The sequence below is a fragment of the Spirosoma montaniterrae genome, from assembly GCF_001988955.1.
In the GTDB taxonomy this organism is placed as follows: Bacteria; Bacteroidota; Bacteroidia; order Cytophagales; family Spirosomataceae; genus Spirosoma; species Spirosoma montaniterrae.
The window spans coordinates 810,125-824,202 of the sequence record NZ_CP014263.1 but is presented as its reverse complement, the minus strand read 5'-3'; the positions used below and the strand labels follow the sequence as shown (position 1 = coordinate 824,202).

The 14,078-nt window shown below is 54.4% G+C and carries 11 protein-coding genes; 3 read left to right on the top strand and 8 right to left on the bottom strand.

The window, feature by feature from the left end; all coding sequences use genetic code 11:
* Positions 1-18: 18 nt before the first annotated feature.
* Complete coding sequence (locus tag AWR27_RS03520; RefSeq protein ID WP_077129927.1) at positions 19-1,353, bottom strand: UDP-glucose dehydrogenase family protein; 1,335 nt, start codon at positions 1,351-1,353, stop codon at positions 19-21.
* A 363-nt stretch (positions 1,354-1,716) separates the two neighbouring features.
* On the opposite strand from AWR27_RS03520, the gene AWR27_RS03515 reads away from it, so the two are divergent.
* A complete protein-coding gene (locus tag AWR27_RS03515; RefSeq protein WP_077129926.1) occupies positions 1,717-2,883 on the top strand; it encodes an acyl-CoA dehydrogenase family protein in 1,167 nt (388 codons plus the stop codon).
* Positions 2,884-3,029: 146 nt separating this feature from the next.
* On the opposite strand, the gene AWR27_RS03510 is transcribed toward AWR27_RS03515, so the two are convergent.
* The 6 genes from AWR27_RS03510 to AWR27_RS03485 all read right to left on the bottom strand — a co-directional run bounded on the left by AWR27_RS03510 (position 3,030) and on the right by AWR27_RS03485 (position 9,581).
* Positions 3,030-3,287, bottom strand: a complete 258-nt coding sequence (locus AWR27_RS03510; protein ID WP_077129925.1) for a GlsB/YeaQ/YmgE family stress response membrane protein — start codon at positions 3,285-3,287, stop codon at positions 3,030-3,032.
* 86 nt (positions 3,288-3,373) lie between these two features.
* Positions 3,374-4,138: a peptidoglycan editing factor PgeF gene (gene pgeF, locus AWR27_RS03505; RefSeq protein ID WP_077129924.1), complete on the bottom strand. Its 765-nt coding sequence runs from the start codon at positions 4,136-4,138 to the stop codon at positions 3,374-3,376.
* An 8-nt stretch (positions 4,139-4,146) separates the two neighbouring features.
* Positions 4,147-4,788: a response regulator gene (locus AWR27_RS03500; protein WP_077129923.1), complete on the bottom strand. Its 642-nt coding sequence runs from the start codon at positions 4,786-4,788 to the stop codon at positions 4,147-4,149.
* A complete protein-coding gene (locus AWR27_RS03495) occupies positions 4,781-6,682 on the bottom strand; it encodes a sensor histidine kinase (RefSeq protein WP_077129922.1) in 1,902 nt (633 codons plus the stop codon). Before AWR27_RS03495 ends, AWR27_RS03500 begins: the two co-directional genes overlap by 8 nt.
* Positions 6,682-8,079, bottom strand: a complete 1,398-nt coding sequence (locus tag AWR27_RS03490; RefSeq protein WP_077129921.1) for a Dyp-type peroxidase — start codon at positions 8,077-8,079, stop codon at positions 6,682-6,684. Before AWR27_RS03490 ends, AWR27_RS03495 begins: the two co-directional genes overlap by 1 nt.
* A 32-nt stretch (positions 8,080-8,111) precedes the next feature.
* Positions 8,112-9,581, bottom strand: coding sequence for a hypothetical protein (locus AWR27_RS03485; RefSeq protein ID WP_077129920.1), 1,470 nt, complete (start codon positions 9,579-9,581; stop codon positions 8,112-8,114).
* A 168-nt stretch (positions 9,582-9,749) separates the two neighbouring features.
* Between AWR27_RS03485 and AWR27_RS25170 the strand changes: the two genes are divergently transcribed.
* Positions 9,750-9,926 carry a hypothetical protein gene (locus tag AWR27_RS25170; RefSeq protein ID WP_157579115.1) on the top strand — a complete coding sequence of 59 codons (177 nt, stop codon included), beginning with the start codon at positions 9,750-9,752 and terminating at the stop codon, positions 9,924-9,926.
* Positions 9,927-10,251: 325 nt separating this feature from the next.
* On the top strand, positions 10,252-10,668 hold the full coding sequence (locus AWR27_RS03480) for a T9SS type A sorting domain-containing protein (protein WP_077129919.1): 417 nt from the start codon (positions 10,252-10,254) through the stop codon (positions 10,666-10,668).
* 90 nt (positions 10,669-10,758) lie between these two features.
* Here AWR27_RS03480 and AWR27_RS03475 read toward each other — a convergent pair whose 3' ends face one another.
* Positions 10,759-14,073 (bottom strand): sialate O-acetylesterase, encoded by a 3,315-nt coding sequence (locus tag AWR27_RS03475; protein WP_083732737.1) that lies wholly within the window; start codon positions 14,071-14,073, stop codon positions 10,759-10,761.
* Positions 14,074-14,078 lie beyond the last annotated feature (5 nt).

The window sequence follows — 14,078 nt, the reverse complement described above, 5'->3', positions numbered from 1 at the left end:
TTCACTTTTCACTTTTCATTACTTAACAGCTTGCTCAACTGGGGCCAAAACAGCTTCGCGGCCAACGCTATAGTAGGTATAACCCTGTTCGCGCATGGTTTCGAGTTCATAAACATTCCGACCATCGAAGATCACCTTGCTTTTCAGCAACAGGTTCATCTTGTCGAAGTCGGGGGTGCGGAACAGCGGCCATTCGGTCACAATCATCAGCGCGTCGGCGTCGTCGAGCGCGGCATATTGCGTGTGCGCGTAGGTCACGGTATTGCCAATCATGTTACGCACGTTATCCATTGCTTCGGGGTCATAAACCGTCACCTTCGCGCCTGCCTCAACCAATGCCCGAATATTATCGAGGGCCGGTGCTTCGCGAATGTCGTCGGTATAAGGCTTGAACGCCAGACCCCAGACGGCAATGGTTTTACCTTTCAGATCGCCCCCGAAATGATTCAGAATCTGCGGCATCAGCTTGGTTTTCTGGGCGTCGTTGACATCCATTACTGCCTTCAGCACCCTGAAATCATACGAAAAATCCTGTGCTGTTTTCGCCAGAGCCTGCACGTCTTTAGGGAAGCAGCTACCGCCGTAGCCAATACCGGCAAACAGAAACCGCTTACCAATGCGGCTGTCGGTGCCAATACCGCGCCGGATATCATCGACGTTCGCGCCAGCCCGTTCGCACAGATTGGCAATTTCGTTCATGAACGTAATTTTCGTTGCCAAAAACGCGTTGGCGGCATATTTGGTCATCTCTGCCGAACGCTCGTCCATGAAAATGATTGGGTTGCCCTGACGTACCAACGGCGCGTACAGCTTGTTCATCACCGACTTGGCGCGTTCCGACTTCGTACCGATTACCACCCGGTCGGGTTTCATAAAGTCCTCAACGGCAACGCCTTCACGCAGAAATTCTGGATTCGATACCACGTCGAAATCAACCGTTGCGTTATCGGCAATGTGGGCATGTACTTTCTCGGCGGTGCCAACGGGTACGGTGCTTTTGTCGACAATTACGGCGTATTGCTTCAGAATAGGGCCAAGATCGCTGGCTACTTTCAGAATGTATTTCAAATCAGCAGACCCATCTTCGCCCGGTGGGGTAGGCAGAGCCAGAAAAATCACCTCGGCTCCTTTTATACCTTCTTCAAGGTTTGTTGTAAACAGCAACCGACCTTCTTCTACATTGCGGTGAAACAGCGTTTCAAGGCCAGGTTCGTAGATGGGTACGATGCCGTTATTGAGTTTTTCAACTTTTCGTTCGTCAATGTCAACGCAGGTTACCTGATTGCCTGTTTCAGCAAAACACGTACCTGTAACAAGACCTACATAGCCGGTTCCGACAACTGCTAATTTCATAGATTGATTGTGCTAAATTTATTGCAAAGTTATCAATTTCGGTAACATAGCAACACATTGGCTGCGCGGCACAAAAATAGGAGTTTTTTTATAACCCGCTACGAATGCCAGCGAATAGCTATCAGGCAGGAACGATTAGCTGCCAAACCGTTGAGCCTGCACCGATTCGGGCGTTCAATTAGCGCAAGTATTACGTTAAGTAATTTCCGGCTAACTTTTTGACCTATTTCTACTTTGCTATGAACGAAACAGGTAGCCTTTGGTATCTATTTTGCCTATATTGTGGTTATGTAAGAAGATATTGTATTTGTCCGTTATACGGGCAGATTCATCAACATACTATTAACATAAACGTAAACCAGAATGGTCAGCGAAATTGTAGAAAACCAAGTAAGTACATCAGAACGTTCGGCTATGTCGGCATTGATTACTCAATCGGTGCGGGATTTGAGCGAGCGGTTAATTCGGCCTAATAGCCGCCAATGGGACGAAGCGCAGCATTTTCCAATAGATTTATTCCACCAGTTGGGCGAACAGGGTTTGATGGGTATGCTGGTGCCCGTTGAGTATGGTGGGGCCGGGCTGGGCTATCGTGAATATGTATCGGCCATTGTCGAGCTGTCGCGGGTGGATGGCGCGATTGGGTTATCGATGGCGGCCCACAATTCGCTTTGTACCAACCATATTTTATTATTCGGTAAGGAAACGCAGAAGCAGACTTACCTGCCCCAACTGGCTACGGGTGAGTGGATTGGTGCCTGGGGCCTGACCGAACCAAACACTGGCTCCGATGCGGGCAACATGCGTACTACCGCCGTGCGCGATGGCACCGACTGGGTTCTGAATGGGGCTAAAAATTTTATTACCCACGGCAAAAGCGGCAACGTGGCCGTAGTGATTGCCCGAACTGGTGAGCCAAATACGTCTCGCAATGCCACGGCTTTTGTGGTCGAGCGCGGCACACCCGGCTTTTCGGGCGGGCGCAAAGAAGACAAACTGGGGATGCGGGCGTCGGAAACGGCGGAGATGATTTTTCAGGATTGCCGTATTCCCGACAGTCAGCGGCTGGGTCAGGTGGGCGAAGGATTCGTTCAATCGCTGAAGGTGCTGGATGGAGGCCGCATTTCGATTGCAGCACTCAGTTTGGGCATTGCTTACGGAGCCTACGATGCGGCTCTGGCCTACGCCCGCGAACGCGAACAGTTCGGTCAGTCGATAGCTAAGTTTCAGGGAATCAGCTTTAAACTGGCTGATATGGCTACCGAAATCGAAGCGGCCAAACTATTGACCTATCAGGCTGCGGACTTGAAAGATGCCGGAAAAACGGTTACGAAAGAATCAGCAATGGCAAAACTATTTGCGTCAGAAACCGCCGTGCGCGTAGCCAATGAAGCCGTGCAAATTTTCGGCGGATACGGCTATACCAAAGATTTTCCTGTCGAACGTTTTTACCGCGATGCCAAGCTCTGCACTATCGGCGAAGGCACCAGCGAAATTCAGAAAGTAGTGATTGCCCGGCAAATTATTTAAACCATCAGAACCAGGATTAGCCAGGATTGTCAAGATTAAACAGGATTCTACGCTACGCTCAGTTGATTCTGTAAAACAAGCGCAGCGCATAAATCCTGTTTAATCTTGACAATCCTGGCTAATCCTGGTTCTGATGGTTTTGACTTCTACGCTGTCCGGCGGGCACCCTTAATCAGGGCAGCAATGCCGAGAACGATAACGGCACCAACGAAAGCCGTCAGAATGCGGTCGAGAATGCCGCCTGCGCCGGTAGAGAAGGTGTTACCGAAAATCCAGCCACCAACAAAGCCGCCCAGAATACCGAGCAAAATCTGCGTGAGCAGTGAGAACGAAAAGCGTTTGAAAACGAGGTCGGCCAGCCAACCGGCTACGGCTCCTACCAGAATAGATATCAGAATACCCATGATTGCGGAAAAGTTTAGTTTGTAAACGTTGAGTTAGACGTTAGAACTTACGTACAGATACATAACGACTTACCGATTAGGCTTGTTTATTTTTTTATGCCAATGGCAGCCAGCATCCGGCCTGTTTGCCCGGCTTCGGCCCGATAGGAGAAATAATCGGCGTTGTGCTGAACCGTAGAGTATGCAGACAGTTCAATCTGTTTTGCCGGAATACCGAAATCAGTCAACAATTGCCGATTGGCGGCTTTCAAATCGATGAAGCTTTTAGTCGAGTTCAGGTCGTCGCGCCGGAAGGTCGGCATAAACTGAGCGGCCACCTCCGGCCCTACCTCAAACGAACATTCATCAATGCAGGTGCCGATGTAGGCATAACAGGTTTCGGGCTGAGTACCGAACTGTATTTGCATGGCTGTCAGCGTTTTGCTTACGATACCGCCGACCGTGCCGCGCCAGCCCGCGTGAATGGCCGCTACAGCCTGTTTATCGGCATCGTAAATTAAAATCGGAACACAATCGGCAATGGTCACGCCCACCAGCAAATTGGGCTGATTGGTTATCAGCGCGTCGTACCCCTCGTACCGACCCGCTTCGGTAGCATGTAAAACCTCTGTGCCATGCACCTGATAAGACGACGCAAAACCCATTGATTCGGCTCCTGCTGCGCTGAAGAATCGACGCCGATTCTCGGAAACGTTGGCCAGATCGTCGTTGGTGTTGATACCGAGGTTGAGCGACGCAAACGGGGCCGGACTAACGCCCCCGTGTCGGGTACTTTCGGCGGCAATCAGGTTGGCAAAGGGAGCGAAAATGGTTGGTTTTTGGAAAAGCGGTGGTACAATCTGCGTTGTCATAGTGGCGGTCAACCTCCGTTCTCTTCCATAAATCGGATGAGATCAGCGGTGCTGTTGACGTCTAATTTGAGGTAGACATTACGTCTATGCGTTTCGATAGTGTAGAAACTCACGTTCATACGGTCAGCAATTTGCGGATTGGTAAGCCCCTGCCGAATAAGTCCGATCACTTCAACCTCGCGGGGCGTCAGCCGAAACTTACGCATGAACCCGTCATCAGCGTGTGGATCAGCGGTACGGGTATTGAGCAAACCAAAGTACATACCACCATCGGCTGTAACCCGAATGGCCTTTACGACCTCATCGACGTCGGCAGTTTTCAGGACGTATCCTTTCACGCCTGCTTTTTTGAACTCGTCGATATGCCGTTGTTCGGCGTACATGCTCAGGATCAGCACATTCAGCCTGGGCCAGTCGCGCAGGAGTTGGCGGGTCAGGTCGAGGCCGTTGATGCCAGGCATATTGAAATCCATCAGCAGGATGTCGGGCGTTAGCCGGGCCACGGCATTGGGCGTGTCTTTGCTCTGATACACCTGCCCCACTACGTCGATGCTTGGTTCGTTAGCCAGCATGGATTTGAGTCCATCGTTGAACAGTCGATGGTCGTCAACAATCAACGCACGAATTATGGTTAGAGCAGGTTCAGCCATAGGGCACTTCCAAAATTACGCAGGTGCCAGTGGTTGTAGAAGAAACGTCGAGCCGGGCACCTAAGTAATTTGACCGGGAAGATACATTCCGCAGGCCAATTCCAGATACAGTCTGGTCAGAATTTACGTTAGAAAATCCTTTTCCATCGTCTTCGACCGTCACAACGAGGCTTTCGGGCTGAAACAGCAGTTGCACCACGGCGGTTTTGGCCCCGGAATGCTTCAGAATGTTACTAATTAATTCGTTGATAATGCGATAAATAATCAGCGACTGCTCGGCAGACAACGAACGAACCACACCGGCCTGCACATACGCAAACCGCACCGGCGACGCCTGACCGGCCCGCTCAACGGTTTGCCGCACCACGTCGGTCAGGGCGTATCTGCTGAATTCGACGGGCATCAGGTTGTGGCTTATGGTGCGTAAATCCTGCCCGGCTTTTTCGATCAGCGTGTGTGCTTTGGCAACTTCGGGAAATTCGGTACGGATAATAAGTTTGTTCAGGATGGTACCAAGCGTTCCTTTTGCGGCTGCGAGCGTATTGCCTACATCGTCGTGTAAATCTTGCGCAATACGCTGTCGTTCAGACTCCTGCGCTTCGTCCAACGCCTGTACCATACGCATCTGCACTCGGTTTGCCTGCTCTAAAGCCCGCACCTTCTGACGTTGCTCCCAACTAAAACTGATGGCCAGGCCGATGCACAACACGCCCACTTCCCAGGCAGGCGAATAGCTCATCATGGCAAACAGCAGCCAGTTTTCGGGTACTATGCCAACGGTTGCCAATACGCCATACAGAATCGACAGAAACAGTGGGCTAACGGCCAGCACGTACAGGTACGACTCGCGCCGTTTTTGGCGGGCGGCCAGCAGCAGATACACAAACGAAAGCGATATATAGCTGAAACTGACCGCGAGCGACACTCGGTAAAACGTATCGGTAAACGAAATGCCAACCAGCAAGGCCAGAATCAACCCTACGCTGAATGCACAAACAACGGCTCCGGCGATGACCCACTTCCGATACCGCTGCTGATCGAGGTGCAAAAACTGAATCGCAAACAGCGTATGGCCAATCACGGCAAGCTGCGAAAAAAACGGCCACGCCCGCTGACTGGCCAGCAAATCGGAATACGGTAGCAGATAGTAGTTGAGATACCCCTGCTCTTCGGTGGCAAAACCGGCTATACCAATCACGTACAATACGTAATACACGTATAGCCGTTGCCTGGTCAGCAGATAAAACGCCAGCCCGATAATGGCCGCCAGACACAGAAAACCCAACGTCAGGCCGTGGGTCACATTCACGAACGTAGCGTAGGTATTGAAGTAATGCTCGTCGTGGAGTTGAACCGGCAGCACCAGGTAACCCGCCCGTTGTTGGAGCCGCAGCGCACAGGTGTACGTTTGCCCCGGCTGTACCACAAACCGAAAAGCCGGAACCCGGTGCGGTACGTCGCGCTCAAGGGGCGGTGTTTTCCAGGACGTGTGCGCCACTTGCTTTACCAAACGGTTGCCCTGCCAGACATAGAAACCGATGTCGTCGGGAGCTACAAAGTCGAGTTCCAGAATAAGCGTTTTTGGTTTCTGACCGGTGTATTGCAGTCGAAAACCTACCCATTGCAAAAAGTCGTCGTCGCCGAGGTTCGGCACTTCGTCCTGAAGCACCGCGCCGTTCTGCCCTTGCTGAAACAGCTCTAAAAACATCTGCGCCGACGTAGTGGCCGAATCACCGAGCTGCCAGATATGACCACGCAGGTTCGACACCTTGAAATCAGGCCCAACGGTAAGCACGGGTGGCTGGGCTGCCCACACATGGCCGCCACTGCCCGCCCACAACCAGCACGCGGTCAGCCAAAGCCAGAAGCGGGTCGAACGAGGAGTTTGGGTCATTATTCGGTTAGCAAACGAATGGCCCGCAGACCGGGCATGAAGAAATAAGCCCCTCCGCGCACCGTTACAAATGCTGGCAACGAATCGGTACGCTGGGCAAACGGTTCGGCCTGAGTGGTAAACGGAGCGCGGCCCATAATCGGGTCAGCGTCGTTGTAGAGGCCCCCAAATTTTCCGTTCAGCAGCCACGTTTGCTGCACAAACTCAAACTGTCGGCTCAGGTTGGCATTCAGGGCGATGAAATACAGCCCTCGCGGCTCGGTTTCGGTCGCTTGCTCATCGAGTGCGGCCAGCATGTCGGCGGGGGCCATCGAATTGACCAGCGGAGGTCCGTAGAGCCGCCCCCGGCGTAGCAGCCTGTGTTTGCTCGACACAACCGCCGAAATGTCGGGCGTGGGACCGAGGGCGTCGCGCGGATTGGCCCGGCGAATATGGGCACCCAGCGGGCAACCAAGCCCATGCGGGTCGGCCTGCGCGTAGGCAAAGTCGTTCGGCGGCTGATTGTCGGTTTGTTTGTCGGTATTGGGAAAGTATGTAGTGGGCGTACCATCGGGCGAGCGGCCTATCCACTTCGCAGCAACCTGCAAACAGGTATCGGCATCGGCTCGCTTATGTAGTTTTTGAGCCGCCTGCCGCGCCGATGTCCAGAAACCGCGCACGTCCTGCTCCAACTGCCGAAACACTACGTAGGTGCCATTCTTACTAAAATCATCGTCGGGCAGACCGGACTTCTGCCATACAACTCTGTCGGGGAGGCAGTTATACTGATTCGGATAACCCAGAATAAACTCACCGGTGCGGGTAGTATTCTGCGCGAAACTGTTGGTTGCCGAACGGGGCAGACCCTCTACGGCGGGCTGCGAAATACCGTCAACAAACCCAAAATGCTCTTTTTCGAGCGATGCCGGGGCCGACACTGCCGGGAGGTGAACAATCTGCACTCCGCCAGCCGCAAAACCCGCCTGATACGTAGTGAGCCGGTCGTTGAGTTCGTCCAGACTACGGGCGTAGAGCATCAGTAGCAAGTCGATTGGTTGGTTGGAAGGTCCGCCCCACTGCCAGCGTTTGGGGTCGCTCTCGTTTAGATCGCCCAATTTTTTCGCCCGATGCGGTGCAGCCATGCTCTGCTGAAACTCCTGACTGAACAGTTCCCACGCCTGTTGGGGCATTCCCAACGCCTGAAACCCCGACAGCGTAAACGCCAGATTGACAGCCCCGTCGTCGGGGTTCTGAGCAGCGTTCGTCAGATCGTCGGCAAGCCGCCGGAGCCAGTACGTAGCGCGTTGGGCATCGATGATTTGCAGCAATATAAACTGCGCGACCGGCAATTTGCCATAGCCGCCCGCCAGCAAGCCCTGTACATCGGCCAGTTCGACATTCGATTCGGGAGCTTTCATCGTATTTTTGAGCGGTTAGATTGTGGAGTGGATTACAGCCGCCGAAACCAGCGGGCCAGTGCCGCATCGGACAGCGGACAAAACAGCCCATCGCGAATGCGCGAATTATTGTTGACGTTTGGCACCGACAGCTCAGGATAGGCACTGTACCAGACCTGTGTGGGTAGCTGGTGGGCACGCGCCCATTTTTTGAACCGTTGCTCATCCCGTGCGCCACCTTCAGTCAGGTCACATGCTTTCGGGAAGTTGATGGTATGACTCCAGACCGCCGTTAGCCCTTCAGCAGCTTTATCAGTAAAGTCGCCGAGGTAGCTTTCCCAGCTTCCGTCGTAGTTGCTGTTGAACAGCAGTCGCTGGTCGTTGTCAATCAGCACCCATCGGGCAAAGTGAATGGTTGGAATACCGCCCAGATTGCCCTTGTTATACAGCAGTTTCGCCAGCAGGTCGATAGCCGTTAGTACCACCTTCAGGCTTCTGCACCGGAAACTATACGGCTTTAGGCGCACAAGATGGGTTAACTGGTTTTGTGTTGTTAAATCCTCAACGGCCAGCAAGCGAGGAAGTCGTTCGCCCTCGCTTACAATGCGTTCGGGCTTATCGGCGGCCTCTCGTTTGTTCAAGGCCCAAAACCACCAGCTAACGACGCCGTAGCGCAGGATGAGACCTAACCCGCCCGCCAACAAAACCGCGTATAGAAACGCGCACCCCACACGTAGCAGACAACTGAGCAATCCCGCCAGCACAACAGCCACCACCAGCCGAAGCGATAACTTACGTATGCCCGTTGCCAGCATGGCAAACAGCACACCCACCAGCGCACACAGCCAAACCCGTAGGGCAGTTGGCACAGCAAATTCCGGCGCATCCGGCATCAACGCCCCCGCTACCGAGAAGAGCAGGGCCAATGTTGCGTAAATACCGAGCAGCCCCCGGTGCTGCTGCCACCACAACCCAACGGCACTCAGTCCCCGGTTTTGCACGGCCCAGGCAAAATCGGGCTGACTTTTTATATGCTGCTGAATGCGTTCGCGAATGCTGCGTTGCGTAAGTCCGGCCAGCGAAGCCGTGTTTGCGTCCAGAAAATCGCGGATATTCTGTTGCAACGCCTGCTCCTGCAAAATCTGCTCACGGCTTCGGTACGGGTGGCCCTGATAAAAAGCTGCCGTTTTTTTTCGGTGCGTCTGCAAGAATGTCAGCACGTTGCCGGTAAACCCCTCGCAATGGCTAAACAACTCCGCCAGTCCTGGTCCGGCAGTCTGCGCCAAATCGGCAAGATGCGCCGACTCGTCACCGTCGAAGTTTGTTTCCATCGACAACAGCGGGGCAAACCCGGGCGAGTCGGCGTCGATGAGCATAACACGGCCAAAATGCACCCCAGCCAGTCGGTCGAAGGGCAGTACCGGATTACAATCCAGCTCACGGGCCATTTGTTCAAGTAGCCGAAGAAGGTCAGTACGCTTGTGGGGCAGTACGGGGGCAATCAGCGTAAATGGGTAGGTCATGGGTGGCGAAGCGATATCGGCAGTCCTACAGGTAACTGACTGTCAGGTTACGATAGCGAAGATACGGGAAGTTTGATAACTGAAAAATACCGGATTTCAGGTATGGCGCAAGTGTTTGCCGCTGGGCCAACTTTGTGCCAGTCAATTACTTCTATCCACACCTCTTTTATGAAAACCGTTCTTCTTACGCTACTTGTCGGCTTTTTACTGTCTGGACCACAGCTACTCGCGCAGGACTCGTCAGGCACTACGTCGCATGCTTCGTCAGTCAGTGAAACACCGGAAACAACTACCAACGCTACGTCAGTGTCGGCTGCAACATCCACACAACGGGTGCCCGCGTAGCGTTCGACTGGACCGCCGATGTAGCTGGTCCGTTAGTACGCTTGTTGGGTATTGTTTTTATTCTGGGGCTTTTGCTGTGGTGGCTCGAACTACCTACGCTCCTGAAACGTAATGCCTGGACCGACCGGACGGTCATCGCCTTCATTTTTATTTAAACCAAACTGTACCACTTCCATCTTCCCTCCAACCACTCATCCCGAAGTTTTGCCGTTCCAGTAGTTTGCATTACATAGTACCAACTATCGCCTATATCTTTGTTTCACCAATCGGAAATAATCCGACTTGCTTGAACAGAAAACAACAACCAAAAAAACAACAAATAGTCATGAAAACGCTCATCAAAACTCTCGCTTTCGCTCTCTCACTGAGCATCGTTACCACTGCCGCTACCTTCGCCGATGGCAACCCCGGTGGCCAAACCAAAACAGCCGCTGCGTACCAAACCGGTATCTACTCCAACAAAAGCGGCAAGCTGAACATCGCTTTAGACAAAGACCAGAGCGGCACAGTGCTGGTTCTGTTGAAAAACACCAAAGGCGAAGTGCTGTACAGCTATCGTGTCGGTAAGAGTAAGCAACAGTTCCGTACCCGCCTGGACCTGAACGAACTGCCCGATGGCACCTACACCGTCGAAATCTCGAACGGCGTCGACACCACGCAACAAGTTGTTACGCTGGCAACCAAACAGCCCGTCACGCCCGAACGCCTGATCCAGACCGAAGCCGTGGCTCGTACTAACTAAGGCCACACTACACAATAATACAAGCAGTTGCCCCCTCCGATTCGTATCCGATTACGAACTGGAGGGGGCAACTGCCGTAAATGGGTTAGGTTAACGTTCCAGCAATAATTTGGTCGAGCGGGGGCCGCTTTGTGGCCCCCGCAGCCGCACCACATACGGCCCCGCCGACAACCGGCCCAACTCCAGCTCCTCACTCTGGACTCCGCCCGTACCCACCACGGCACGACCAACCACCTCCAACCCCAGCATATCGACCACCGACAACCGGGCCTGCTCGCCTGCTGCCAACGTGAAACGGGCCGTCACCAACCCTTTGCCCGGATTGGGCCACACAATCAAGCCACCATCGGTTTCGCCAGTGGCTGACGCTGCCGCCAACCGGCCCCCACCCGAACACGCAACCGTGCGGGGTGAGTTGTTCAATATATACCCATGACCCTGCACCCGAATCCCCAACGTCCGCGACTGCCCGTTCTTCAAACTCGCCGGCAACGCCCACCGGAAGCCATGCTGACCGTTGCCTTTGCCTGCACCCTGCAAATCACCCCGATACGTAGAAGCCGTTACCGTGCCCACTACCGTGCCGCCTTCAACAATCTCGACCACAATGGCCTGATTCGGATACGACGAGTTCCAGACCCAGCCCCCGGCTCCCCCGCAGTCGATACCGTCGAAGAAGCCTTCGTAAGTGCCACCAGCCGGGTTGCTGCCCCCCGGATTGGTCGGCGGCTCACTGGGGGTGCTGCCCCCATTACAGCCCGCCGACTCGAAACGGAACGAGCGGAAGTCCATGAAGCTCTCCCCCGTGTTACCCCACAGTTGCAACACCGGCTCGTTGCCCCCCGCCCGCAAATCCCAGGTGCTGTTGGTGGGCGTCACAACCCGGTAGTTGCCCGTGTTGCCGTTTTGCTGCACACTCCACTGCTGAAACGCGTTGCCCGTGTAGGGCGTCAGCGTCAGGCCAACGCCGTAGTTGCCGTTGGGTGTCTGAATGACCCGCCCCGTGCCGTCCTGAAGCGTGAAGCGGTAGCGGCTACTGCCCACGTCCTCGGCTTTCCAGACCTGATTAAGCTGCCCGTTGGCATTCTGCTGCTGCACCGACCCATCGCCCATACCCTGCATAAGCTGGTTGGTCTTCTGTGACCGGATCACGTAGCAGTTGCCTGCCGACAGTCCGCCATTGCCCGTGCTGCCGCCACCACAGCCGCTGACGTTGACCGTAGCGGTGGTCGTTTTGCTGCCGCACCCACCCCGACTGGCCGTAACGGTGTAGGTATACGTTCCATTGCTGGCGGGCGCATTGACGCTGATGGTTTGCCCACCCTGGCCGATGCCGTTGCCGCTCCAGCCGTAGCTGATGTTGTCGCAGTTGTTGCCCTGGCAGGTGGCCTGGAGGGTAACGCCCTGCCCGCAGCCCGCATTGGCGGTGTTGGCCGATATGGTAAAGTTGCAGTTGTCTCCCTCCCCGGTGGAGCGTTCAAAGAATTTGGCACCGTCGGCTTCCTGACTGGCTCGGTAGCCAGCAGGTGTAGCCAGCCCGGCGGGACCTTCCATGCCGCCCCAGCCCGTGTTGCCCCCGTTGAGACAGCCCCGGTACTGATCGGCCCCACCGTCTTTGCTGAAGCTATCCCAGAAGTTATCGCCCCGAGGGTAATGTTTATCGGTTGAGGAGCCGGGCTGAACCAGCACCAGCACGCGCCGGTCGTTGAATTGGCGGATCTGCACCTCCATGCCATTCCAGGAGCCAACGCGCCGGGGCTGGCCGACATCGCAGGTATTGGTGTTGCCTCCGCCCGTGTCATCGATTAGAGTGTAGGGCATACTAACGGCCTGCGTGAAGATAACGTTACCCTGCGTGTTTTGCACGATAGCCCGGCAAAGGCCACCACCTCCATTGGCGGACACCCCGCGCTGATTGCTCATGACCGCGTTAGAGTTGGTCACGTCGCCATACTCATCGACCCACGTATAGCGGCTTCCCTGCGGGGCCAGCAGCGTATTGCCATCAGCACTGATTTCAATGGGCCGGGGCTGAGTGCCTAAATTGTCAGGGGTCATCGGGGGAGCTGTGCCAACAATATCTTTGATGGCAACCCACCAGGCGTTGGAAGCATCGATCAGGCCCTGATTGTTGAAGTGGGTTCGGTCTACCCGGTGCGGAATATTATCGGTTTCAGGGCCGGGATAGATGCGGTTGCCAGGGTCAATGACGTTTACTTGAGCTTGCGTGATAATTGGTTCTTTACGGTCGTCAAACCAGGAGGTTCGAGCAACTACCCACGCCACATGACCGCCCAGGTCGCTACGCGTTTTGTTGATAACCGTCCGCAGTTTGTTGGTGTAGTCGTTGCCGTCCCAAACCGCCCGCCGTTCGTTGTTCGCAGCGGGTTCAACGTGCCACCTACCGCCGGAGTACCACGCTTGATTATCAGTTTCACCCTGCATCCAGAGGATAGCCCTTACTCCATAGGCTGACGCGAAATAACGTATTGTATTGCGAATATAAGAGTAAGGCTGGCCCGCATTGAAACGGGCATTTCCTCCGCTCCCGGGCAGAGGATCGCCCAACGGAGTAGCTGTTTGATTAGCTGCTGTCAGGCTATATTGGGTAATAGTTGTACCACCCCAGGCCGCATTAAAGAAAGCTACTGGTACGTTGTACTGGTTGGCAATCCGCTCACCAACAGCGGCCCAATACCAAAGCGACTTTCCCAACGGGGCAATTTGGAGACTTCCGCTGTTTTGCCCTACTGACGCTAAATTGGCAAGCTCGGGCCAGGGCTTGTTGAGTACCTCCTGATTGACGCGCTGTTGAATTTCACTTACGTTAGCTCCTACAATTGCAGCCGATATAGCCTGGGGTTGTACCCGTACCCCGTCCCACGACGGATTGGCATTGTTGTTAGGGTACGCCCCAAACCCAGTCGCCACGATATCATTTGTATTATCGGCTCTCGATAGCCCTTGAGCATTCGACTGGCCGGCAATTAAGAATACCTCGCCAATACCCACTTTCCTGGTGTTTGGCGACCCGACGGGCGTATCGCCAGGTTGAAGATATGCCTGTGTTTTAATCTCGTACCAGCCCTGCGGAGTATGAATACTGCCCGAAAAAAAGGTGTTTTGTGCAAAAACGCTATTGTCGCGGTTAAGGGTGATAACCTGCGGAGCTTCGGACTGAATAACCTGCCCGGTACGGACGTCTAACCGGCGTAAAGTAGCCCTGATGGTCATGCGCCCAGTGGCGTAAAGTCGGGAGTTATAGCTCCCCAAAATGTGAATCGTGCCTGAAGAACCCTCGCGCTGAAAGACAGCCCCATCTTTGGGGAAAGTTACGGATAAAGTTTGGGCAAACGCTGCCGCATGGGTTAGCCAAAGGGCTAACCCCGGTAGAAGTAAACGCATAAATG